This is a genomic window from Nostoc commune NIES-4072 (assembly GCF_003113895.1).
In the GTDB taxonomy this organism is placed as follows: Bacteria; Cyanobacteriota; Cyanobacteriia; order Cyanobacteriales; family Nostocaceae; genus Nostoc; species Nostoc commune.
Genome location: NZ_BDUD01000001.1, coordinates 3014756 through 3038426, shown reverse-complemented (window position 1 = coordinate 3038426; position 23671 = coordinate 3014756). Strand labels below are relative to the sequence as shown.

The 23671-nt window shown below is 41.5% G+C and carries 22 protein-coding genes; 14 read left to right on the top strand and 8 right to left on the bottom strand.

Going from position 1 to position 23671, the window contains the following annotated elements; translation table 11 throughout:
* The first annotated feature begins 38 nt into the window (after positions 1-38).
* Both CDC33_RS13460 and CDC33_RS13455 read left to right on the top strand, forming a co-directional pair.
* Positions 39-341, top strand: coding sequence for a hypothetical protein (locus CDC33_RS13460; protein ID WP_244919230.1), 303 nt, complete (start codon positions 39-41; stop codon positions 339-341).
* Positions 334-579, top strand: coding sequence for a DUF2283 domain-containing protein (locus CDC33_RS13455; protein ID WP_109008889.1), 246 nt, complete (start codon positions 334-336; stop codon positions 577-579). The genes CDC33_RS13460 and CDC33_RS13455 overlap by 8 nt, the downstream gene beginning before the upstream one ends.
* 82 nt (positions 580-661) lie before the next feature.
* Here the strand turns inward: CDC33_RS13455 and uppS are convergent, their stop codons facing one another.
* The 3 genes from uppS to lysA form a co-directional block, all read right to left on the bottom strand.
* Complete coding sequence (gene uppS, locus CDC33_RS13450; protein WP_109008888.1) at positions 662-1411, bottom strand: undecaprenyl pyrophosphate synthase; 750 nt, start codon at positions 1409-1411, stop codon at positions 662-664.
* Positions 1408-2331, bottom strand: coding sequence for a diadenylate cyclase CdaA (gene cdaA, locus CDC33_RS13445; RefSeq protein ID WP_109008887.1), 924 nt, complete (start codon positions 2329-2331; stop codon positions 1408-1410). Before cdaA ends, uppS begins: the two co-directional genes overlap by 4 nt.
* 132 nt (positions 2332-2463) lie before the next feature.
* Positions 2464-3894, bottom strand: a complete 1431-nt coding sequence (gene lysA, locus CDC33_RS13440; protein ID WP_109008886.1) for a diaminopimelate decarboxylase — start codon at positions 3892-3894, stop codon at positions 2464-2466.
* A 92-nt stretch (positions 3895-3986) separates the two neighbouring features.
* Here lysA and rimI point away from each other — a divergent pair, with 92 nt between their 5' ends.
* The 9 genes from rimI to CDC33_RS13395 all read left to right on the top strand — a co-directional run bounded on the left by rimI (position 3987) and on the right by CDC33_RS13395 (position 10500).
* Positions 3987-4538, top strand: coding sequence for a ribosomal protein S18-alanine N-acetyltransferase (rimI, locus tag CDC33_RS13435; protein WP_109008885.1), 552 nt, complete (start codon positions 3987-3989; stop codon positions 4536-4538).
* A 711-nt stretch (positions 4539-5249) separates the two neighbouring features.
* Positions 5250-7718 carry an ATP-dependent Clp protease ATP-binding subunit gene (locus CDC33_RS13430; RefSeq protein WP_109008884.1) on the top strand — a complete coding sequence of 823 codons (2469 nt, stop codon included), beginning with the start codon at positions 5250-5252 and terminating at the stop codon, positions 7716-7718.
* Positions 7719-7874: 156 nt separating this feature from the next.
* Positions 7875-8531: a DUF4230 domain-containing protein gene (locus CDC33_RS13425; protein ID WP_109008883.1), complete on the top strand. Its 657-nt coding sequence runs from the start codon at positions 7875-7877 to the stop codon at positions 8529-8531.
* Positions 8532-8689: 158 nt separating this feature from the next.
* Positions 8690-9067 carry a type II toxin-antitoxin system ParD family antitoxin gene (locus tag CDC33_RS40410; protein WP_244919229.1) on the top strand — a complete coding sequence of 126 codons (378 nt, stop codon included), beginning with the start codon at positions 8690-8692 and terminating at the stop codon, positions 9065-9067.
* Between the two features lie 3 nt (positions 9068-9070).
* Entirely contained in the window at positions 9071-9241 is a 171-nt protein-coding gene (locus tag CDC33_RS13415; protein WP_109008881.1) for a type II toxin-antitoxin system RelE/ParE family toxin, read from the top strand.
* Between the two features lie 50 nt (positions 9242-9291).
* Entirely contained in the window at positions 9292-9498 is a 207-nt protein-coding gene (locus CDC33_RS13410; protein WP_109008880.1) for a hypothetical protein, read from the top strand.
* A complete protein-coding gene (locus CDC33_RS13405; protein ID WP_109008879.1) occupies positions 9498-9767 on the top strand; it encodes a type II toxin-antitoxin system RelE/ParE family toxin in 270 nt (89 codons plus the stop codon). Before CDC33_RS13410 ends, CDC33_RS13405 begins: the two co-directional genes overlap by 1 nt.
* A 223-nt stretch (positions 9768-9990) precedes the next feature.
* Positions 9991-10083 (top strand): type II toxin-antitoxin system HicA family toxin, encoded by a 93-nt coding sequence (locus CDC33_RS40405; protein ID WP_244919408.1) that lies wholly within the window; start codon positions 9991-9993, stop codon positions 10081-10083.
* Positions 10084-10242: 159 nt separating this feature from the next.
* Positions 10243-10500, top strand: a complete 258-nt coding sequence (locus tag CDC33_RS13395; RefSeq protein WP_109008878.1) for a hypothetical protein — start codon at positions 10243-10245, stop codon at positions 10498-10500.
* A 108-nt stretch (positions 10501-10608) separates the two neighbouring features.
* Here CDC33_RS13395 and CDC33_RS13390 read toward each other — a convergent pair whose 3' ends face one another.
* The 3 genes from CDC33_RS13390 to CDC33_RS13380 all read right to left on the bottom strand — a co-directional run bounded on the left by CDC33_RS13390 (position 10609) and on the right by CDC33_RS13380 (position 13078).
* Positions 10609-10977 carry a Bpu10I family restriction endonuclease gene (locus tag CDC33_RS13390; RefSeq protein ID WP_439956638.1) on the bottom strand — a complete coding sequence of 123 codons (369 nt, stop codon included), beginning with the start codon at positions 10975-10977 and terminating at the stop codon, positions 10609-10611.
* Positions 10978-11303: 326 nt separating this feature from the next.
* Complete coding sequence (locus CDC33_RS13385) at positions 11304-11864, bottom strand: Bpu10I family restriction endonuclease (RefSeq protein WP_244919228.1); 561 nt, start codon at positions 11862-11864, stop codon at positions 11304-11306.
* Positions 11837-13078: a DNA cytosine methyltransferase gene (locus CDC33_RS13380; RefSeq protein WP_109008877.1), complete on the bottom strand. Its 1242-nt coding sequence runs from the start codon at positions 13076-13078 to the stop codon at positions 11837-11839. The genes CDC33_RS13385 and CDC33_RS13380 overlap by 28 nt, the downstream gene beginning before the upstream one ends.
* Positions 13079-13331: 253 nt before the next feature.
* Between CDC33_RS13380 and CDC33_RS13375 the strand changes: the two genes are divergently transcribed.
* On the top strand, positions 13332-14867 hold the full coding sequence (locus tag CDC33_RS13375; RefSeq protein WP_109008876.1) for an ArnT family glycosyltransferase: 1536 nt from the start codon (positions 13332-13334) through the stop codon (positions 14865-14867).
* A gap of 56 nt (positions 14868-14923) precedes the next feature.
* On the opposite strand, the gene CDC33_RS13370 is transcribed toward CDC33_RS13375, so the two are convergent.
* Positions 14924-16378, bottom strand: coding sequence for a DMT family transporter (locus CDC33_RS13370; RefSeq protein ID WP_219930028.1), 1455 nt, complete (start codon positions 16376-16378; stop codon positions 14924-14926).
* Between the two features lie 30 nt (positions 16379-16408).
* Positions 16409-17713 (bottom strand): mannosyltransferase family protein, encoded by a 1305-nt coding sequence (locus CDC33_RS13360; protein ID WP_109008875.1) that lies wholly within the window; start codon positions 17711-17713, stop codon positions 16409-16411.
* Positions 17714-18647: 934 nt separating this feature from the next.
* Here CDC33_RS13360 and CDC33_RS13355 point away from each other — a divergent pair.
* On the top strand, positions 18648-19997 hold the full coding sequence (locus CDC33_RS13355; protein ID WP_109008874.1) for a P-loop NTPase fold protein: 1350 nt from the start codon (positions 18648-18650) through the stop codon (positions 19995-19997).
* Between the two features lie 143 nt (positions 19998-20140).
* The coding region (locus tag CDC33_RS13345; protein ID WP_439956601.1) for an nSTAND1 domain-containing NTPase at positions 20141-23671 on the top strand (3531 nt) is incomplete at its 3' end.

Here is a 23671-nt window from a genome sequence, read left to right as displayed (position 1 = left end):
TAAAGAAAAATATAGGGCGATCATAGAAACAATAGTGAGTGACAAGAACCGCTAATTATGAATCAATGCCTGAGATTATCTGGACATCCTATCTTCGTTACCGTGCAACCGGAAGAGGCTTTGATCTTGATCTGATTGAAAATATCCTACGCTTCTCCAGCGAACGATATTATGATGTAGAAACCGATCGGGCGATCGCAGTTGGAAAGCATGGTGAACAGCTAGTTTTAATTCCCTATGAACAAAGTGAAAATACAATTACACCGATTACAATTCACGCCACAACTCGACAACAAATTCGATTTCGTCTAAAAACCGGACGGTTAATCACAAATGTCTAACATTAAGCAACAATTGCCACAAATAAACTATTTCAAAGAAGAGGATATTCTTCATCTGCTCATCTCCGAAGAGCCAGAATCAGCAAGTATTGAAATTAGTCCAAATGTGACTGCTGAACTGAATGCAGCCGGAGAGTTGATAGGCGTGGAAATTCTCAATGCCAGTAATTACATCCGAGATTGTATTTTGGAATCTGTTCAAGGTAAGCTGTTGAACTTGGTTCGCAGCAAAGTATAACCAGGGTTCGCCGATCGTGTAGTGCGATCGCCAATCTTGTAGCTTCGCTAACGTATCCTATAGACTTAATAAATGTACTATTTTATACTTTCCCGAATCGCCGTTCGCGTTGCTGGTAGGCACATAAGGCGCGGTGAAACTCAGTCCGGTCAAAATCGGGCCAAAGAGCATCTGTGATGTAAATTTCTCCATAAGCCATTTGCCAGAGAAGGAAATTTGAAAGACGCATTTCTCCACTGGTGCGAATTAACAAATCTGGGTCAGTAATTCCGGCTGTGTACAGGTGGCTTTCAAATACCTGTTCATTAATTTCATCGGGTTGTAGCAGACCTTGCTGGACTTGTTTTGCGATCGCCTGACAAGCTTGTAATATCTCTTGTCGTCCGCCATAATTAGTTGCTACTGAAAACCGAATACCACCATTATCTTTTGTTGCTTCCATTGAACGGGATATTTCTTGTTGGAGCGATCGGGGCAGAGCCTGCAAATTTCCCACAAACTTAATTTGCACATTCTCTTCGACCATTTCTCGCAATTCTTGGCGCAAAACTCTTTGAAACAGAGTCATTAAAAAATCCACCTCTTCCTGCGGCCTTTTCCAGTTCTCCGTTGAGAAAGCATAAGCCGTCAGCGCCTGAATTCCCCAATCCTGACAACAGCGAAGTAAGTCCTTAAGAGCATCTACTCCTCGCTTATGGCCCATAATCCGAGGTAAACCCTGACGTTTAGCCCATCGACCATTGCCATCCATAATTACCGCAACGTGCTGCGGCAATAGTTCTCGTTTTAAGTCAGTAGGCAAATCTTGCAGTTTAGTTTGTTGTGCTGTCATTTTTTATCTCGAGAAGCGGTCGATGGTAATCTGAGTAAACGTGAAACCAGTGCTCGTGTCTTGCCACCTATCTGACGAATAAAACTCAACAGACCGGGAGCTACAGCTTCCCTATCCACGATTGGGGACAAAAGAGCTTCTAATGATTCTTTCAGTTTCCTAATCGTTAGGGGTCTATTTAGGGTTCCCCGTTCCGCTAAGGAAATGGAACCCGTCTCTTCAGACACAACGACACAAATGCAATTTTCGACCCGCTCAGTAATTCCCATTGCCGCCCGGTGGCGTGTTCCCAACTGGCGCGAGGCTGTGCGTCCCGAAAGTGGTAAAATTATACCCGATGAGATGATCCGTGAACCACGAATTAATGTTGCCCCATCGTGTAACAAAGTCTTCGGCTGAAAAATTGTCTGGATTAGTTCTTTAGAAACCTCCGCATTTAGCTTTACTCCTGGCACAGAAAAATCTCGCTCATCAATTGGCCCTGTGGTTTCCACAATTAGTAAAGCTCCAATACGGTTTTTTGACAATTCTTTAACAGCCTCAACAATTTCATCAATTACACTATCAGATTTGGGGATTGCCAGCCGATCAGGTTGAAACAGCTGGCGGAACTCGCCACGCCCCAATTGTTCCAAAAAACGCCGAAACTCGGACTGTAAAGCAACTGCCATCGCTACAGCACAACCTATTACCAACTTTTCCAATACAAAACTTAGCAGAGGTAGTCCTAATCGGCCACTTAGTGCGGAGGCTAGCATTAAGATAATGAATCCCCTCACCATCCACAGTGTTCGGCGCTCACTAATAATAACTAGTATCATGTAGGTCAGCGCCAGCACTAACACAATATCCAGAGTCCCAAGTAGCAAGGACTGTGACCATCCCAGGTTTATCAGCCATTGCTTCCACCAATCTCTCATGACATCTGGATTACACTTTTGCCTCTAATTACAATTGGGAGTTAGGAGTTAGGAGTTAGGAGTTATGAGTGATGAGTTATGAAAAAAACTTTAATTGACAACTCATAACTTAAAATTCACAACTCCTAACTTTTAACTATTAACTCCTAACTCTTGATTTTTTAGCCTTTCTGGTAGGCGATCTTGTCGAATTAAGTCTTGATAAGTTTCACGTTGCAAAATTAAATTTGCTTCGCCATTCGCCACCACAACTGCTGCCGATCGGGGCAAGCGGTTGTAGTTAGATGCCATACTGTAATTGTACGCACCAGTTCCCATAACTACGAGAATATCTCCTGGTTCAGTCTTTGGGAGGAGAGCATTTTTAATCAGAATATCTCCTGATTCACAATGTTTACCAGCAATTGTGACTGTTTGGGTTAAAGGTGAAGACATTTTATTGGCAACTACTGCCCGATAAACCGATTGGTAAGTAATCGGGCGGGGATTATCAGACATTCCCCCATCGATCGCTACATAGGTACGAATTTCTGGGATAACTTTGGATGAACCAATAGTATAGGCAGTGACGCAAGCTGTCGCAATTAGCGATCGCCCCGGTTCACACAATAATTTTGGCAAAGGCAGATTTTCGGCTACACAAGCTTCTTGAATTACTTCACAAATCGGTTTAACCCACTCTTCAATACTAGGGGGATCGTCTGATTCTATATACTTAACACCTAAACCGCCACCGACATTTAACTCTGTCAAATGTAAACCATACTTCGCCGCATCACGTAACCACTGTACCATCAGAGCCGCTAAATCTCGATGCGGTTGGCGCTCAAAAATTTGGGAACCGATATGAGCATGTAAACCTACGCAGTTAATGACAGATTGTTTACTGACAAAAGTAAATAATTCCTCTAACTCATTTGGATCAAAGCCAAATTTACTATCTAGTTGGCCCGTGCGGATATATTCATGTGTGTGACATTCAATACCCGGAGTCAAGCGCAACAAGAATCGAGGCTGTACCGAGGTGGAATTTGCCGTTTTGACAATTTCTACCAAAGTGCGTAACTCGTGCCAGTTATCTACGACAATGGTGCAACCGACTTCTGTGGCAAAAATCAGTTCTTCACGAGATTTATTGTTGCTATGAAGATAGATTTTCTCAGGATTGACGCCTGCTTGCAGCGCAGTGTAGAGTTCCCCCCCAGATGCTACATCAATTCCTAAATCTTCAGACGCGGCGATCGCACAAACTGCTAAACAATTCCAAGCTTTTGAGGCGTACAATACTTGAGATTCGCCCTTGTAGTACTGCTTGAAAGCATCTCGGTATTGCTGACAAGCCGAACGCAGGGTTTCTTCATCTAAAATATATAAAGGTGAACCAAACTGCTCAACTAGGGTTGTAACATCACACCCACCAATTTCCAGGGAGTCATGATTATGGACTCTGGCAGTTAAGGGTAAAAGTTCCTGATTAGGCGATGGATTTGCCTTGGTGTCGTACCTTTGAGGTAAATATTGACTTCCAGAATGTTGAACCCCAGTGGGGTGAGTCGATACCATAACTATAAAAGTTTTCCTTGTTTAAATTACGGGCTTTGAGTTTGTCTCCCGATTCCCAGTGTACAAAGGGTTTGTAACGTTATTCAATAAATGTGATCTCATTAGACTTAGAAATTAAATTACTGACATTAGAAAATCTCAGTGCTATTCTGGAACTCGATCAAGCCTGTTTTGGCGGACTTTGGACTCTAGACGGCTACAAACGAGAATTGGATAGTCCCAACAGCGATATACTCGGTTTATTTTCTCCTTCCTCTAGCACAAGTTTGCTAGGAATGGGTTGCTTTTGGTCAATTTTAGATGAAGCCCACATTACAATTTTGGCGGTTCATCCTCAATATCACCGTCAAGGTTTGGGTGCGGCTTTATTATATTCACTCATTAAGACAGCTTGCGATCGCAAAATGGAGCGAGCTACCCTCGAAGTCCGAACTTCCAACTTGGCGGCAATATCTTTATATCAAAAATTTGGCTTCAAAACAGCTGGGCGGCGGCGGCGCTACTACCAAGATAACGATGAGGATGCTTTAATCCTTTGGCTGCCAGATTTACAACACCGCAAATTTAAAGCAACTTTAGACCAATGGTATTCCATTGTCAGCGATCGCCTCGAAAAATCCTCTTGGCACTTACTTTTTAAGTAAGTAGGCGAGAAAATTCATAACTATATCATTGCAAACGGAGCGAATTAAACTAAGAGGATGTTTTAAAACGGTATTTTCCTCTAAGGATAAAGCACGGCGAAGCATCTCAGTATATGGCTGAAATCGCATTTTTTTCGTCGCACTTGACCTGAGCCAGAATGGTAAAAATATACCTTCTGGGACTTTTAAAACATCCTCTAAAGTAATCTAGGACTTACGCACACTCTACGAATTCTCGGCGCTCTTGGCGTCTTGGCGGTTCGAGAAATTAAGCTTTTTAGCAATTTTTGCGTAAGTCCTAATTTAATTTTGAATTATTAGGGCTTGCGATCGGCTTCAGCAAAAAAATGTAACTTTGCCGCACTTATTTTTATTCAAATATTTTATCTAAAAAATAGATTTCATAAGTAAATCATATATTAATCTTTTTTACTTGATATTAAAAAATATATATGTTAAATATAAATGTTTGGGATTAAGTCAAGAAACCCTTAATCTAAGCAGTGAACTGTTTGTAATAAATCCCAAAAAGGCTGGTGAACTAAAGCTCCTCAGTACACTAGCCAGATAAGAGTAGTCAATAGTTAACAATTAGCCCATCAACTCAAGTCATAGCTTCAGGATGTCTATAATCTGTTATACAGGCATCCAAAAGCTTTGCCTGTGCTAAAATCAGCATACCGGCACGACCGCAGATGATGGGATAAAGCCATGTTTGAGCGCTTCACAGAAAAAGCCATTAAGGTAATCATGCTGGCCCAAGAAGAGGCCCGCCGTTTAGGTCACAACTTTGTCGGAACCGAGCAGATCCTCCTGGGTCTGATTGGCGAAGGCACTGGAGTGGCTGCCAAGGTGCTGAAATCAATGGGCGTCAATCTCAAAGATGCCCGAATTGAAGTTGAAAAAATTATAGGACGGGGATCAGGCTTTGTTGCCGTGGAAATTCCGTTTACGCCACGGGCAAAGCGAGTTTTAGAACTCTCCCTAGAAGAAGCACGCCAACTGGGGCATAACTACATTGGCACCGAGCATCTGCTGTTGGGCCTAATCCGCGAAGGGGAAGGCGTCGCAGCCAGGGTGCTAGAAAACCTCGGTGTGGATCTATCTAAGGTAAGAACCCAAGTCATCCGCATGTTGGGAGAAACTGCCGAAGTTTCACCAGGCGGTTCATCCGGGCGCACAAAAACCCCGACTCTGGATGAATTTGGCTCAAACCTGACTCAGATGGCAATAGATAATAAGCTCGATCCAGTGGTGGGACGCGCTAAAGAAATTGAGCGGGTGATCCAGATATTGGGTCGCCGAACTAAAAATAACCCAGTGCTAATTGGGGAACCAGGGGTTGGTAAAACAGCGATCGCTGAAGGTTTAGCTTCACGCATTGCCACCAAAGATGTCCCCGACATCCTCGAAGATAAACGCGTCGTCACCTTGGATATTGGTTTGCTCGTAGCAGGAACCAAGTACCGGGGTGAATTTGAAGAACGCTTGAAAAAAATCATGGATGAAATCCGCTCGGCGGGTAATGTCATTCTCGTGATTGATGAGGTACACACCTTAATTGGTGCGGGTGCAGCAGAAGGTGCGATTGACGCAGCGAATATCCTCAAGCCAGCTTTGGCTAGAGGTGAGTTGCAGTGCATCGGTGCTACAACCCTAGATGAATACCGGAAGCACATCGAGCGAGATGCAGCGCTAGAGCGACGTTTCCAGCCAGTAATGGTTGGTGAACCTACAGTTGATGAAACAATTGAAATTTTATATGGTTTGCGCGAACGCTACGAGCAACACCACAAACTGAAAATCTCCGACGAAGCATTAGTGGCGGCGGCGAAGTTATCAGATCGTTACATTAGCGATCGCTACCTCCCAGATAAAGCCATCGACTTAGTTGATGAAGCTGGTTCTAGAGTGCGCTTGATTAACTCCCAACTGCCACCCGCAGCCAAAGAGTTAGACAAAGAACTGCGTCAGATATTAAAAGAAAAAGATGACGCGGTGCGCTCTCAAGACTTTGACAAAGCTGGGGAATTGCGCGATCGCGAAATGGAAATCAAAGCCGAAATCCGAGCGATCGCTCAAAGCAAGACCAATGCAACAGGCACAGAACATGAAGAACCTGTAGTTACAGAAGAAGACATTGCCCACATTGTCGCTTCTTGGACAGGTGTACCGGTGAACAAACTCACCGAATCTGAATCTGAAAAGCTGCTGCACATGGAAGACACCTTGCATCAGCGTTTAATTGGTCAAGACGAAGCTGTGAAGGCAGTTTCACGGGCAATTCGCCGCGCTCGTGTCGGTTTGAAGAATCCCAATCGACCCATAGCTAGCTTTGTCTTCTCTGGGCCTACTGGCGTAGGTAAAACCGAGTTAGCGAAGTCCTTAGCTGCTTACTTCTTCGGTTCTGAAGAAGCAATGATCCGATTAGATATGTCCGAATACATGGAGCGTCACACCGTCAGCAAGCTGATTGGTTCCCCTCCAGGTTATGTTGGCTATAACGAAGGTGGTCAGCTGACCGAAGCCGTGCGGCGGCGTCCTTACACCGTGGTGTTGTTCGACGAAATCGAAAAAGCCCACCCCGATGTATTCAACATGCTGCTGCAAATTTTGGAAGACGGACGGTTAACTGATGCCAAAGGTCGCACGGTGGACTTCAAGAACACCTTGCTGATTTTAACTTCCAATATTGGTTCTAAGGTAATTGAAAAAGGCGGTAGCGGTATCGGCTTTGAATTCTCCGAAGATGCCAGCGAGTCAACTTACAACCGAATTCGCTCTTTGGTGAACGAAGAACTCAAACAGTACTTCCGTCCAGAGTTCCTCAACCGACTCGATGAAATTATCGTCTTCCGTCAGTTGAGCAAGCCAGAAGTGACTCAAATCGCCGAAATTATGCTCAAGGAAGTATTTGGTCGTCTAACCGAAAAGGGTATCACCTTAGAAGTCACAGACCGCTTCAAGGATCGTTTGATTCAAGAAGGTTACAGTCCCAGCTACGGCGCAAGGCCATTACGTCGGGCAATTATGCGCTTGTTAGAAGATAGCCTAGCAGAAGAAATTCTGTCTGGTCGGATCAAGGATGGCGATACAGCCTTAGTTGATGTGGATGAAAATGGCGTTGTGCAAGTTAGTTCTCAACAGCGCCGGGAATTGTTACCCCAAGGTGTTGAGTAAAATTTAGGGTTTGGGATTTAAATCTCAAATAGAAAATTATAAACCGGTAGAGGGATTCAAACCTTTATCGGTTTTTTATTGTTAATAAAACTTATTAAGCGGGAATACTATTAAAAGTATGACCGAGAAATCATCTACATTTCAAAAGGAAAAAATATGACAGTTGGCTTAATAAAAGATTCCAGTACACTAACTAAAGTATTCGCTGGAGTTATTGCAACCTTAGTAGTTATGTTGTTGTGGCTAAGTTACCAGTATATTCACATTGTGGCTGGTAATTCAGTAGATGTTGGTGAGCCAAGTTCAATAGTAGTACGTCAAATTAGAGATGTGAGTGAGTTAACTACAGCAACATTTGAAATGGATGCCGTAGTACCTGTAACAGAAAAGGGTTTTTTGATTCTAGAGAGCAAGTTGCTTTATGTTGCTCATGGTAGTGTAAGAGTTGGAGTTAATCTCAATGAGTTTCAGACTGATAATGTCAACCTTGAAGGAGATCAAATAACAGTAACTTTGCCTCCACTCAAAATTCTTGATAGTAAACTTGATTTAGAACATTCTAGCGTCTACTCTTATGATCGTGGTTTTTTAGGTTGGGGGCCTGATGTTGTAAATTTACAAGCGCAAGCCCAGCGAGAAGCCATCAGCAAAGTTGAGAAAGCTGCTTGTCAAGATTGGTTGATCAAAGAAGCTAGCGATCGGGTAGAAAAAACTGTTGATCATTTACTAAGTCAAGTGTTGAAAGATAAAGGATACAAAATAACTGTAAATACTCAATTACCTGCTGAAGGCTCATGTGGAATAGCCAAGTAGACTTGCCCTATCCCCCGGACAAAATCTAGTGAAGAATAACTGGGAATATTAAGCGTAGGCATCGCCAGGCAAAGATTGTGTTTTCAACCAGGATTTTTTGCATGATTTTAAGCACTATTACTTATTGACAAATGGTTTATGACCTTAACCTATGAGTGATGGAAAACGGTAAAGTATTTATTGCTCTACCGTTTTTATTTAAGAGGTTTTTGGACATCCATCATCAATTACAATTTTCATCTGGAGTAATACCAAAAAATATTATATATTCGTATTATACAGGAGAAAATTGTATGCAAAAAAATACAAAAAATACAAGTGTTACCTTGGGTGAGCATTTTGAAGCGTTTATCGCCAATCAAGTTGACAGAGGTCGTTTTGCAAGCGCCAGTGAAGCGATTCGAGCGGGACTGCGCCTTTTAGAAGAGCGAGAAATAAAACTTGCCGCTTTGCAACGAGCATTGACAGAGGGGGAGAACAGCGGATTTGCTGACTATTCTCTCTCAGGATTGCTTGCAGAACTTGATCGTGAATAGCGCATGTCAGCATTTCGCCTTACTGAATTAGCCACTCAAGACTTGCTATCAATCGGTCGCTACACCCAAAAAACATGGGGAACTGAGCAGAGAAACCGTTATCTTGCTATCTTGGACGATTGCTTTCATCTCTTGGCACGAGAGCCACACATAGGATTTAAAATTTTAGCTTGATCGTTAGCATATTAGATTGATCGAATAAGCACTAAAAGGTATTCCAAGTTATGACCTTCAGTGATGTAGTTGAAGCAATTAAAAGTCTTTCCAATGAGGAAAAGTTAGAAATTCAACTGTTATTGCAGCAATATCTACGGGAAGAAAGGCGTGAAGAGATTTATCAAAATTTTCAGGCGGCGCAAGTAGAACAGCAAAATAGTGAACTAAAGTTTTCCTCAAATATTGATGAATTGAAACAACTGATAGAAGAGTGATGTTAAAAGTAAGTTTCAATTCTTCATTTAAACGTGCTTTTAAAAAGCGAATTCAAAGGAATGTAGATTTAGAAGTACGGTTTTGGCAAAAGTTGGAGCAGTTTACAGCAGATCCATTTGATCAGGGTTTGAAAACTCATAAATTGTCAGGTAAGCTTAAAGACTTATGGAGCTTTAGTGTAGATTATGACGAAAGAGTAGTTTTTTACTTTACAGATGATGGGGATGCTGTGTTTGTAGATATTGGTAGTCACGATGATGTGTACTAAGTAAAATCTATTAATAAATTGAAATGCTTTTGGAGGATGAAAATTTAGCATTTGATACAGAGTTTGTTGGTACACAACAAATTGTAATCCAGTAGATTATGAGCAAGATCCCAATTTTGAAACCACAAGAGGTTATTCGGATACTAGAAAGCCTTGGGTTTGTAGAGGTGCGTCAAAAAGGTTCAATAAGCAGTTTCGCCACGAAGATAGTCGAGGAACAACCATACCTTTTCATAAGGGACGTGATATTTCACCTAAATTACTACGACAAATCGCAAGTGACATTGGTTTGACTGTTGAACAAATGTTGGGATAGCAGTCAAACTAATACTTACCTCTAGCAGATAGCCGAAACTTCTGGTGCTGAGTCTAGCGACATTATGAAAATGTTCTTTGTTATTATCTTTAGCTCAACTACATTGCAGTATAGCTTGGTAGTAGAATTAGTATACAACATGATCCAAGGAGCAAGAACATGCAAAGCATACTTTTAAGCCGCGAAGAAGTTGGACGACGTGCGAAAGAATTATATGAAAATAGCATTCGTCAACAAGTAGAACGAGAAGAAAACATCGGTAAAATGGTGATTATCGATATAGAAACAGGTGAATACGCAATTGATAAAACAGGCTTAGAATCGGCACGATATTTACGTAATAAAAACCCATTTGCTCGACTTTTTGGTATTCGCATTGGTTATAAAGTCGCTGTTTCCTTCAGTAAAAGCTTTTAGCCTCTAACATTTTTTGTCTAAGAGCAATCTGCTAATACAAGATTGTGAACTATAGGCATTGCTTATCTATGTTTTTAGGCAGTATTTTTTAGGTACTAAAGTCAATAGCTACTCGTCAATTAGCCACCCACGCTCTATACCGTGTTCAATTCCGCCAGTCCAATCCATTTTCAGATGCTTCCGCACTTTATGGAATAGATGTTGAACTACAACTGGATTAATTGAATTTTTAACATATTTTTCTTCATATCTAAATTCTCGGTCAGTGTTTTTCTGCTGACGTAGTACGTAAATCTGGTCAACCTTGTACTTCCGAAGATTGACATCACTGGTCAACTTGATCCACTCCATAAGTACAACATATAAACTATTTGGATTTCTTGCCTTTAAATCCTCTGCTGCTCGTGATGAACCTTCGAGCATAGTTTTATCGAGATATGTCTTACATTCAATTGCAACAACTGGAATATCGAAAATGTGCGTTTCGGTGTTTCCTGTAACTGTAACTTCAGAGTAGTTTTCCGGTTCCTCTTTAAGAAGTGGCAGTATTTCACCAGGATTTTCATCTTTCTCCGGTGGGATTGCTGCTTCAAATGATACTTGAATCGTGGCTCCAATTACAGGGTAAGCGCATCTAATTTTGTAGCTCTTGATACAGACAAAAAGCTTAAAACTCTATCTGAATATCAGTTTTTCATTCAAAATAGGACAAATTGTCGTAAATGATTGAAAAAACATGGGTCAAATAGCTTTTTATGTTTTTTGACCACATAAATACGAAAATGTCAATCCCACCCCTTGGCTCAGTGTAGTAATTTTGAACTTATTTGTGCTTTGGTTGAACCCCAAAACCACCGTGTCAATAGGGTTTGAGATGCGCTAACCCTGGCTCCAATTACAAAGTCATGATCTTTCTTTTCAATACGTGCATACGGCCGCTTCAGCATCTCAGAGTATTTTGGCGGCACAAAGAAAATATCTTTGAACGTATGTGATTTACCGATAAGAGCATTTTCTCCAAAGTCTCTGACTAAATCTTTAAACAGATAATATAAAAATTCCTCCAACACGCTAGAGTGAAGGTTCGATCGAGAATCAAACTTTTCAGCATAGTGCTGCTGGTCTAAAAAATCCTTATATTTTGATAGAAATTCTACCCTAGTAGCAATAATTGCGTCATCTTGATCAGTAGGTGTTGATGTCGGGCCAGCTAATTCGAGATTAGCAGAACGCCACTTATCATACTCATTTCTAATTTCACTGAGATATTTTTTACTCTCAACATCTCTATATTTTGTGCGGTGATTCTCCTTTTGTTCAAGATTAGAGCCGTGAACTAAAGGGTTCCTATCGCTTTTGGGCATAGCTCTAATTTCTCTTGAAGATGAAGTGCGATCGCTTTAGCAAGAATAGGTGGTACAGCATTACCTACCTGATTGTACTGGCAAAGAAACTTCTCGTCGAATCTCTCTTCTCGATGTAATAACTTGTGAGATACAACAGTCTTCTTCCCTAAAAAACGATAAGTGTCAGGAAAAGATTGAACACGTGCGCCTTCACGGGCTGTTAAATTGCGATGCTGGAAAGGATGAAGAAAATTGGCGTAAAACGAAGCGGCTATTGTATGTGATGGTTTATATGGATTTAAACGCCGGTTATTTTGGTCATAATTTATCTCAGATAACTCACCATTTCCACTACGCCGTCTAGCCCCATGCTCTTTTGGTGCGTCTGAACTTGATTCACCCCATTTAATATGTTTGAAACGTTCTACAAGTCTCTGGGAATGATCCATTGCAACATGATTATAAAGTATTTGACTGCCATTCCTAATCCAGATTTGATAGTTATTGAGAGGTTCTGAAATATAAGGTTGTTCCTCTTCACCCTCCCGTGCATTCAGTGGTGGTAAATCTGATATAGCATCCCACAAGCTTATGGCAGGAAGTAGGCCCATGCAGGCAAATATTGATAATTGAGAGCTATTTATATGCAATAAATCTAAGGAGTGTGTTTTTGGAGGAGTGCCTAATTCTTTTCCTGTTTTATTTCCAACAATAAAAATACGCTCCCTAATTTGTGGTACACCATATTCAGCAGCATTTAATGACCATATTTCTACTAAATATCCTAGATTTTCAAAAGTTTCTTTAATAATATCTGTTACCTTTCTACCTTCAATATTTTTGCGCGAAAGTAAACCTTTAACATTTTCCATTACAAAAGCTTTAGGTTCGAGAAAACATATCCACTCAGCAAAGTGAATGAATAAACTATTTCTAGGGTCTTTAGGATCTTTTTGTGCTGGCCCGGCAATACTAAAGCCTTGACATGGAGGGCCACCAATAACAACATCCGGTTTGAAGTGACAGATATCTTTAACGCTACTTGCAGTGTTTAAATTACGGATATCCTGTTGAATAACTGTCATCTTAGGGCGGTTATGGCGCAGTGTATCACAAGCCCAGGCATCAATCTCAACCGATAAAGGAACAGAATAACCTGCCATCTCAAAACCTAGACCAAAGCCGCCAGCCCCAGCAAACAAATCAATAGTGATAGGTTGTGCTGTTAGCATAGACTCTTAATGTGGTTACTCATCTGGTTTACCTTCTAAATACTCTAAAATCATACGCTTGTATCGCTTTGTCAACCTGCCACACAGTTATTTTAGTCAAAATATCTTGGCTATAAGTAGTTTTTAGTATTCTGGCATTTTGAGCGATCGCACCATATAAACGCCTTTTTAAAAAAGTAACCAAACTCCCATTGCATAATCTGGGGTAAAATACCGCCTTACAGTCTTTGAGATGATTATCCCGATTTGAGATATGCGTCTATTCCGAGAAAAAGAATGGTTATTTAGCCTACTAGTAATATCTCTAGTTCTATGGCTGATATTTTTAGGGAACTCCCCTTTACGAGACTGGGATGAAGGGACTGTGGCACAGGTAGCCCGTGAAATTTGGCGTACCCCATTTGGTTCAATGCGTTGGCTTTACCCCACCTTGGGAGGTGAACCTTATCATAATAAGCCACCCCTGATGCACTTACTAATTGCTTGGACTTACTCTATCGGAGGCGTGAATGAGTTGACAACACGTCTACCGGGTGCAGTGTTAACTGCCTTGGGTGTGCCTTTGCTTTACTTGGTGGGATGTTTGCTTTTTAACGAGAGTTTACCAGCTTTGTTTGCCGCTTTAGTTTATCTGACGATGTTGCCTGTAGTGCGTCACGGACGATTAGCAATGCTAGATGGCGCAACTATTACCTTTTTCTTGCTTTTGTTGTTTTGTTTGCTAAAAGCGCGTCAAAATCGTCGGTATGCTCTCGGTGTGGGATTTTGTCTAGGGTTAATAACTCTAACTAAAGGGATGATAGTTTTGCCGCTAGGAGCGATCGCTTGTTTATTCCTCATTGCAGATCGGCAGTTTGCTTTGTTAACCAGCCCCTATTTATTAGTGGGAATGTTGTTAGGAAATGCACCTGCCATCGCTTGGTTTGCTGCTCAATGGCAACATTATGGCGAAAATTTCTTCCAAGTGAATTTTCAAGCACAAACCTTTAATCGCCTTACACAATCTGTTGAAGGTCATAGTGGGCCTCTCTGGTACTATTTAATTGAGATAATTAAGTATAGTTTTCCTTGGCTATTATTTTTACCGGGAGGCTTTTATCTAGCTTGGAAAAAACGTCATACTTCCTGGAGTCGCCTAATTATTATTGGTACAGTTGTTTACTTAGGAACTATCTCTTTAATGAGAACTAAGCTCCCGTGGTATGTTATGCCTGTATATCCATTTTTAGCTTTGGCAACTGGTGCTAAACTTAGTGAAATTTGGCAGAATGACCATTTTAAGGGACGAATGACAATATTTCTGACTATTATTTCTATTGCTGGTTTAGGAGGTTGTGTTTACTTTTTTATTAAAAAAGAACCTATTTTAATAGTCATGAGCATTGTTTTGGCAATAAGTATGGGCATCGCAGCATGGCTAGTTAAACAGCGCGATCGCAACTTTATTCCAGTATTATTTTCTGGGATGTATTTAGTTTTAGCACTGTTGATGAGTTCGCAATCATGGATTTGGGAATTAAATGAAGCTTTCCCTGTTAAACCAGTCGCGGAATTAATTCGGGCAAATGTTTCACCAGGAACCCAAATTTATACTTCTTTTGCTTATGATCGTCCTAGCTTAAATTTTTATAGCGATTGTAAGGTAACTGCTACAACTATGCCAGTTTTACAACAAATGTTATCTAATAAATCTTATTTGCTGTTAGACGATGGAGCTTTACAACAAATAAATTTAACTGGGAGTAAAATCATAGGAACAGCTAAAGGATTTACACTGATTTCACCATAAGTTAAACATCTGGATATTTTAAAAAGTAAAAGGCAAAGAGAAATAAAATTTATTTACTACGAGCCTTCGTTTGTTATTTGAATAGTGGATTGACTAGATTGAGCTAGATAAATACCTACTAAAACTACAGCGAAAGTCGCCCAATCAAACAAACCTACCTGTTCTGAAAAAATGAACCAAGCAAAAATCGAAGACAAGGCTGGATTGAGGAGAAGGGTAACGGCAACGACACCTGACGATAGTCTACTGAGGCTATAAGTTATAAGTCCCTGACCCAACACTTGGCAAAAGAGAGCTTGAAAAATAATGAAAAACCAACCCATCCAAGAATAAGGAAACAATCTCTCTTCGATGAATGGAAGGATAGGTAACATAAACATTGTAGTCACGCCACAACGCCAGAGCATTATGGTTGCGGTAGTAAATCGGGTTTGCAGTTGTTCTATCAGCAGCAAATAAGTGGCAATAAAAATCGCGGTTAGAAATGCTAGTGCATCACCAAGTATTTGGTCAGTTGCAAATTGCATCTTATGAAGTTCAAAGGCGATCGCTCCCCCCAACGCTATCACCAAACCAATAACAAATCTGTTATCGAAGCGCCGACCTAATAACAGATACCCAGCCGCAGCAACAAATAAAGGATTCAAATTAGACAGTAAAGCCACGTTAGCAACGCTAGTTTGACTCAGCGACCAAGCCCACAACAACAGGGAGGTCGTTGCAGCAGTTCCCATTGCCAATAACAACCACACGTCCTGTTTTGTAAAAGGCTTCTGTTCTATAGGTTGACGATCGGATTGTTTGCGACGCAAAGCCTCAAGCCCATTCCACAGCCCAAAGACGACTGCGGCGATCCAACTGCGATGAAACCCTACAGCATTTGCACCAATTTCTTGTTCGCATAATTTTGCTAGAGATGGTGCCAAAGATATGGGAATTAGGGCAACAAATAATGAGACAGCTCCTAGTAAAGCTGGTGTTTCAAAAAATTGCTGCTTTAATAACAACAGTTTGGTCGTCATACTTTTAATGAAAGTGTTAACTATAGTTTTGACTGATTCCTGAAACGGCAAATTAACAACAGCTTGGCTAGATATGGCTAAGTATAAACCCATTAAAACTACAGCAAAACCTACCCAATTTGAGAAAGTTAATTTTTCCGAAAATATTATAAGAGCGAAAATGCCACTAAATACTGGCTCTAACAGATGCACCAAGGAGACAACCACAGAAGAAAACTTGGCAAGGCTATAGGTCAAAAGCCCATGACCTAAAACTTGGCAGACTACGGCTAGAGAAATCACCCAAAGCCACCCACTGACTGTAGAGGGAAAAACCTGATCTTGAGTGAACAAAAGTATAGGTAAGATGACTAAAGCCGCGATCGCACTGATCCACAACTGGATTGTGGCAGGAGAAAATTTGGTTCGTAATTTTTCTACGATTAGCAAATATCCACTTAAGAAAACCGCAGAAGCGATCGCTATCTTCGTTTGATTGGATACATTCATTCGGAAATTTAAATATATGGATCAAACCCTCTAACCAACCCAGCGCTCTTGGGCAAATCCTACAGCTATTTTGGCTAGTAATGTCACAAAAGCCCCCAATATTAAATATCCCTGACGAGGATGGCGAGATAGCAGCACACCAATAGCTATATTCAGAGGCACTATACCGTATGCAAGGCGGCTCAAAGAGATAGTACCTCCAGAAGCTAACAGCAAAGCAATACCGCAAAAGCCATAAATAACTGTAACTGCGCTCAATTGTGTGTGTAAACGCCATAATACATAGCCACCACCCAAGACCATGAACAAGTTGAGTAAGTTATTGATCCACTCTTCACTTGCCAGAATCAACAAAAATAAGACTAAAGCATAAAAGCCATAAAATAATGCAGAACTAAAACGTTGACGGAAACGCCATAAAATATAGCCACTGACAACAATTGCGCCAAATAACAATAGATACCAGGGGTCTGGAATGCCACCAGAGGGGTTTTGAACCCAACCATATTGCCAATTATTTGTGCCGACTACAATTTGCATGAGCATATTTAACCAACCCTGCCAATCAAACCCCAAAGTTGGCCGCCATCCGCGTTGTGCTTCGATAAAAGCTAAAGGATTGCCAAAATAAATCGCACAATACAAACTGAATAGAAGTATGCCAATAGCGGTACTAAAACCAGCTATATAGGCAATGAGTGGTCGGCGTTCTTTCCAGGCTGCGATCGCAAATGCTGGAATTAGTGCCATACCTGTAGGACGTGTTGCTGTCGCCATCGCGCCCCAAAGGGCAGTCCAGCCATACTGCTTTTGATCAAACGACCGCAAAGCCGATGTACTCAAAAACAAATACAGCCCCTCGGTGTAAATTACCCCCGTAAACATGGAAGATGGATACAAAGAAACTACAGCAGTCGTCCACTGCGCTGCATTGATGCCATGATTCTCTTTAATCCAAAAGTACAAACAGTAAAGGGCTGCGAAAAATGCCAAGTTGTTGACTAACGTACCTGCTAATTCAAACGGCAAGCCCAGTTTCATCAAAACCCAAATGCTTAAGGGAAACAGAGGAAAAAAAGCCAGATTGTGTTGCTTACCGTCATTTACAAATTCATATCCAGAAGTAGCGATCGCTCGGTAATGCATACTATCCCATGCATCAACAACCCCCCAGCCAAAATGGGGCAAAAATTCTTCTGCTGGTAACGGTAGTTTTGGCGCAACCACCAACATAGTAGTCCAAATGAAGATTCGGCTAGCAAGCCATAAGGCTGCCGGAAACAGGAAATCATTTTTCCATAAAACTTTTTTTCTAACTATCTGAACTTTAACCATAATCTTGAGTGCTTCAACAAACTCCTTTATCCATCCTTTTACATATAGCTGCAAGACAGCAATTTATGAGTAACATTTTGCATATTAAATCTTCCACCAACATCATTCACAAACTGGACAGATTACTAATCAATTGAAATTATTTCTTATTTGGTTACTTTTGACAATTGTCTCGGAATTTATCTTTAAAATATACTTGTCTATTTGTATGGAAATTGAGCAGCTTTAGGGTGTATTTTAGAGGATGTTTTAAAAGTAAGTGGATACTGTAATAAAGCTCACAGGGTCTATGCTGAAATTTGGAGAAACCAGCACCCTGTGGGCGAATGAGTAAAGCATACTGTAGCAATCTGACATGATTAGGACTTACGCACACTCTACGAATTCTCGGCGCTCTTGGCGTCTTGGCGGTTCGAGAAATTAAGCTTAGGACTTACGCACACTCTACGAATTCTCGGCGCTCTTGGCGTCTTGGCGGTTCGAGAAATTAAGCTTTTTAGCAATTTTTGCGTAAGTCCTAATGATAACAGTGGGAATTAATTACAGATTTTTTTCCCTTTGGGATTCGGGGAGACGCTGCACGTAGCTTGCTTCCCCGGAAGGGTACAACGCTCTTACACCCGCGCAAGGCACTGGCTCCTTTTTGATATCATGTCCGGCTGATTAGTTATAATTTCCGCATCTGTGCAAAAACCTGAAAAAGACATCTGGTGAAAATGATTGTAGAGACGTTGCATTGCAACCTCTCTACAAGGGTTTCAGGTAACGCATAATTAATTTCTGGAGATGTCTTTCCCCTTCCCCCTTCCCCTTTTCCCCAAAACCCGACAAGTATTGAAATGGGTTTTATAATCTAGATGCAAAGATGTAAAAAATTTTATCCTTTTCAACAAGGATATGTTAATACAATACCAGATAATTGCACTACCAGGTTATGCCCATAGATTTACGGGAATTTTATCAGGCTAGCGATCCCAGCAGAACTCTGTTTGTCAACCATAGCTCTGATAGCAAATATTACATAGATTTTTCCTCAGTCCGAGGTGGTGATATTCTTGGCAAGCTGAAGCAGAAAATTACTTTTTTTAAACCAAATGAACCCACTTGCACGTTATTTACTGGGCATATTGGTTGTGGAAAATCGACAGAACTATTACGGTTACAGGCAGAACTGGAAAAATTAGGCTTCCACGTAGTCTATTTTGAGTCCAGTGACGATTTGGAAATGACCGATGTCGATATAGCTGATGTGCTGCTAGCGATCGCTCGTCGTGTAAGTCAAAGTCTTGATAAAATTACCCTGGAGTCACCCAACAAGTTTAATGAGTTGCTGCAAGGTGCTTGGAAAGTCTTAAACTCCGAGGTGACCGGGGCAAAACTTAAGGTTCCGGTGCTTGGTGATGTCGGTTTATCCGCAGATAAAGAAAAGGTTTCTCTGTCTGTGGGGATTGGTGAAATCACTAGCAAGATGAAAAATGACCCAACCCTGCGAGAAAAACTCAATCAGTATTTAGCACCGCAAAAAACTAAACTGCTGGAAGCGATTAATCAAGAATTATTGGAACCTGCCGTGGCTAAACTCAAACAGCAGGGTAAAAATGGTCTAGTGGTAATTGTCGATAATCTTGACCGCATAGATAATCGTGCCAAACCTTGGGGTCGTCCGCAGCAGGAATACTTATTTGTTGACCAGGGTGAGTTTTTGACCAAGCTGAATTGTCATCTCATCTACACCATGCCTTTGTCATTGAAGTTTTCCAATGATTACGGAATGCTGACCCAGCGATTCCCAGAAGACCCCAAAGTGTTACCAATGGTACCTGTACAAAAGACTGATGGCAGTGTTCATACACAGGGAATGTCACTCATGCAGCAGATGGTACTAGCAAGAGCTTTTCCTGATATAACACCAGAGGAGCGTTTAAATAAAGTTACCGAGATTTTTGATAGTGCGGCTAGCCTAGAGCGGTTGTGTCAAATAAGCGGTGGTCATGTGCGGGACGTGCTGAGGCTGCTAAATACCTGGATTATGGAAGAGATGAGTCTTCCCCTAACCCGTGAAACCTTAGAGCAAGTTATTCGTTCTCGGCGGAATGAAATAATGTTGCCAATTTCTGATGATGAGTGGCAATTGTTACGTCATGTCAAAGAAAGGAAAAAGGTAAGTGATGACCACGGATATCAAAAACTGATTCGCAGTCGGTTTGTGTTTGAATATCGTGATGGTGGCCAGTCTTGGTTTGATGTTAATCCCGTATTGGTTGAGGCGAGGGAGTTGCAATGAGGAGGCAGGAGGCAGGGCGAATGGAATTCGCGGCTATACAAACAAAGTCCACCTCCGTGGACTAAGGAAAAATTGAGTGTTTGAAACCCACGGAGGTGGGTAAAGCCTCTTGTAGACGCGGTTTCTAACCGCCCTTTTAACTTATGACAGACTCGCAACCACCAAAAAATGATCATGTAAACAGCGATGTCTACGACGGGCTACGCCTACGCTCTCTGGCACAATTAGCTTGGGCGATCGAATCCTCTGTGGGACAGTTTAAGCTGATTTTGGCACGGTGTAATTATGCAAGAGAGCGCGATCGCTTAATCTCCAGATTGCGAGAAATTTGTCAAGTTGAAATTCGTGTCTTGGCAGTGCAGCAATCTAACAGAACTCTTTATACTGCGATTCAGGAAGAATTTGGCGAAGAAATGCCAGCCTGTGTGATGGTTGTGGGTTTGGAATCAGTGCAGAATTTATCTGTGATGTTAACTTCTGCGAATCAGGTGCGAGAAGAGTTTCGCAAGAATTTTGCTTTTCCCTTAGTGTTGTGGATTGACGATGAAATCTACAAGCAACTAATCCAGCTTGCGCCAGATTTGGAAAGTTGGGCAACTACGAGAGATTTTGCCATATCAACACAGGAATTAGTAGATTTTATCATCGAAACGGCTAATCAATGGTTTAGTAATAACTTAAAATTTAGCGTAGATGTATATATCAAATTAGAGAATGAGTTAGAAGCGGCGCAAAGAGAATTACTCAAAAACCCAGATGTTTATAATTTAGAAATTCAAGCTAATTTAGAATCTTTGTTAGGTTTTATCAAACAGATAAATAATCAAAAAGATTCGGCGTTAGAGCATTATCACAAAGCTTTAGAACTTTGGGAGCAAAATCATAATTTAGAACGACAGGCAACAATACCTGACTTTTTACCTCATCCTCGACGAAACCTAACCCCCCAGCCCCCTTCCCTACAAGGGAAGGGGGAGAATTCAAAGCCTCTCTCCTTGCAGGAGAGAGGTTTGGAGAGAGGTTTTTCAGATCCCATAAAACGACAGGCAAAAATCCTCAGTGAGATTGGCTTTTGTTATTATTTAAAAGCTTTTAAACATCAAGATATCAATCATCCAGATTGGCAAGCAACTTGGCATTATGTCCAAGAGTATATAAACTTTATTAGCCAGTTGAGAAGTCCAGATTTAATTGCTAATGCAGTAGTTAAATTCGGTGATATCTTACGAGACTTGCAAAAGTGGGAAACGTTGCAGAGTCTTTCAGAACAAGCTTTAGTAGTACATCAAAATAACAACCAGCTAAGAGAATTAGCCAAAGATTACGGTTTTTTAGCTGAGGTAGCTTTAGCTCAAAAAAACTGGGTCAAAGCAAATCAGCTTGTTCAGCAAGCCTTAAAGGTTTTTTCTACTATTCCCAATTTGGAATCAGCAAATACATCAGGAATTTTAGCTGATATTCTCGAAAGAGATTCAAAATCAAAAGATTTGAGTTTATATCAGTTTATTTTAGGCCGTTCTCACTACCATTTGGGTCAAACTCAACAGGCAACTCTTAGCTTAGAAACGGCTAGGGATGTGGGTAATCCCCTAGAAGATATCAGGCTTTACTTGGATATTCTCAGATTTTTGCAGCAGCTTTACTTTGAGCAGAAAGAATATCTCAAAGCATACAAAATCAAACAGCAACGGCGTTCCATTGAACAGCAATTTGGCTTGCGGGCTTTTATTGGTGCGGGTAGGTTAGAAGCAACAAAACAGGCATTTGTAGAAACATTACGCTCAAACTCTCCCCAAGGAAATATTGCCCCAGAAATTGCTGCATCTGGTCGCCTCTTGGATGTAGAACGTTTAATTGAACGCATGGGCCGCCCTGATTATAAGCTGATAGTAATTCATGGGCAATCGGGTGTCGGCAAAAGTTCCCTGGTGAATGCGGGACTAGTGCCAGCTTTAAAGAATAAAGCGATCGGTGTTCAAGATTATATGCCGGTAGTAATGCGTGTTTATACCAACTGGGTGGAAGAGTTGGGGAATCTTTTGGGAAGAGATGAGGGGGATGTAGCTTTAGCTTCCCGCAGGGTGGAGGATGAGGAAGATGAGGAAGGATTAGAAGGTCAACGTCGAGCCTCAGAAGGTCAAAGTCGAGCCTCAGAAGGTCAAAGTCGAGCCTCAGAAGGTCAAAGTCGAGCCTCAGAAGGTCAACGTCGAGCCTCAGAAGGTCAACGTCGAGCCTCAGAAGGTCAACGTCGAGCCTCGGAAGGTCAACGTCGAGCCTCAGAAGGTCAACGTCGAGCCTCGGAAGGTCAACGTCGAGCCTCAGAAGGTCAACATCGAGCCTCAGAACTCGGAACTCCGCAATATTTAATATCCAAACTTAAAGAAAACGAACAGCGCAACCTCCGCACGGTGTTAATTTTTGATCAATTTGAGGAATTTTTCTTTGTTTACACCGAACCTGCACAAAGGAAGCAATTCTTTGAGTTTCTGGGAGAGTGTCTGAATGTTCTATCGGTGAAAGTTATCTTATCGCTGCGGGTAGATTACATTCATTACTTGCTAGAGTGCAATGATTTGTCCAGCCTCAAGATTATTGGCAATGACATTCTCAGTAATAACGTGCTTTACAAGTTGGGAAACTTTTCACCTACTGATACGAAGTCAATTATTCAGCGTTTAACTGAAAATACTAGTTTTCGCTTAGAACCTGCTTTAGTTGAACAACTCGTGCAAGATTTAGCCGGAGAATTGGGCGAAGTTCGTCCCATTGAGTTGCAGGTTGTGGGGGCGCAACTGCAAACGGAGAATATTACAACTCTGGCAGAATATCGGCAGCGTGGTACTAAGGGCGAATTGGTTAAGCGTTATTTAAATGAAGTTGTTAATGATTGCGGTGAAGAAAATCAGCAAGCAGCAGACATATTACTGTATTTGCTCACGGATGAAAAAGGAACTCGCCCCCTAAAGACTCGCGCTGAATTGGAACGCGATTTGATGCCGTATTTATCGGAGATCCCCCCAACCCCCCTTAAGAAGGGGGGCTTTATTCTTTCTACCCCCTTCTTAAGGGGGTCAACCCAGGCGGGGAGATCAGAAGCTAGGGCGGAACAAGCTTCTGAAATCAGTAAATTAGATTTAATATTAGAGATTTTTGTCCAATCTGGCTTAGTGGTTTTATTACCAGAAAACCCCGCCGACCGTTATCAACTGGTACATGACTACATCGCCGCCTTTATCCGCCAGCAACAGGAACCGAAGTTAAAGCAGGTGATGGCGGAACTGGAAAAAGAACGAGAACAAAGAAAACAAAGTGAAGTAAAACTTAATCGTGTTTTCAAACGCGCCCTTTTTGGTTCCATAACCGCAGGTTTAGGATTTGCTGTTTTAGCTGCGGCAACATTCCAGTGGGCAGTAGAGGCAAATGTTAGTCAAATTAACGCCATCAATAATTCTTCTGAAGCCTTTGCTGTCTCTGGACAATATCCAGATGCTTTAATAACAGCCTTACAGGCAGGTAGCAAACTCAAGCATACACTTTGGGCGCAGCACAGAAGCGATACCCTAATGCACACTGTATTAACTCTACAGCAAGCAGTTTACTTAAAGCCAAATGAGAAGAAAGAAAATCGTGCGATCGAGGTGAATAGTTTAGAAGGTCATAGCAGTACAGTCATT

Excerpts from the sequence above, each read along its gene's own strand:
- CDC33_RS40410 (WP_244919229.1), top strand. The coding sequence starts at position 8,690 with ATGGAAAACGGTAAAGTATTTATTGCTCTACCGTTTTTATTTAAGAGG.
- CDC33_RS13385 (WP_244919228.1), bottom strand. The coding sequence starts at position 11,864 with ATGCCCAAAAGCGATAGGAACCCTTTAGTTCACGGCTCTAATCTTGAA.
- CDC33_RS13360 (WP_109008875.1), bottom strand. The coding sequence starts at position 17,713 with ATGGTTAAAGTTCAGATAGTTAGAAAAAAAGTTTTATGGAAAAATGAT.
- CDC33_RS13430 (WP_109008884.1), top strand. The coding sequence starts at position 5,250 with ATGTTTGAGCGCTTCACAGAAAAAGCCATTAAGGTAATCATGCTGGCC.
- lysA (WP_109008886.1), bottom strand. The coding sequence starts at position 3,894 with ATGGTATCGACTCACCCCACTGGGGTTCAACATTCTGGAAGTCAATAT.
- CDC33_RS13405 (WP_109008879.1), top strand. The coding sequence starts at position 9,498 with ATGTTAAAAGTAAGTTTCAATTCTTCATTTAAACGTGCTTTTAAAAAG.
- uppS (WP_109008888.1), bottom strand. The coding sequence starts at position 1,411 with ATGACAGCACAACAAACTAAACTGCAAGATTTGCCTACTGACTTAAAA.
- CDC33_RS13370 (WP_219930028.1), bottom strand. The coding sequence starts at position 16,378 with ATGAATGTATCCAATCAAACGAAGATAGCGATCGCTTCTGCGGTTTTC.
- cdaA (WP_109008887.1), bottom strand. The coding sequence starts at position 2,331 with ATGAGAGATTGGTGGAAGCAATGGCTGATAAACCTGGGATGGTCACAG.
- CDC33_RS13415 (WP_109008881.1), top strand. The coding sequence starts at position 9,071 with ATGTCAGCATTTCGCCTTACTGAATTAGCCACTCAAGACTTGCTATCA.
- CDC33_RS13455 (WP_109008889.1), top strand. The coding sequence starts at position 334 with ATGTCTAACATTAAGCAACAATTGCCACAAATAAACTATTTCAAAGAA.
- CDC33_RS13355 (WP_109008874.1), top strand. The coding sequence starts at position 18,648 with ATGCCCATAGATTTACGGGAATTTTATCAGGCTAGCGATCCCAGCAGA.
- CDC33_RS13395 (WP_109008878.1), top strand. The coding sequence starts at position 10,243 with ATGCAAAGCATACTTTTAAGCCGCGAAGAAGTTGGACGACGTGCGAAA.
- CDC33_RS13425 (WP_109008883.1), top strand. The coding sequence starts at position 7,875 with ATGACAGTTGGCTTAATAAAAGATTCCAGTACACTAACTAAAGTATTC.
- CDC33_RS13375 (WP_109008876.1), top strand. The coding sequence starts at position 13,332 with ATGCGTCTATTCCGAGAAAAAGAATGGTTATTTAGCCTACTAGTAATA.
- CDC33_RS13410 (WP_109008880.1), top strand. The coding sequence starts at position 9,292 with ATGACCTTCAGTGATGTAGTTGAAGCAATTAAAAGTCTTTCCAATGAG.
- CDC33_RS13380 (WP_109008877.1), bottom strand. The coding sequence starts at position 13,078 with ATGCTAACAGCACAACCTATCACTATTGATTTGTTTGCTGGGGCTGGC.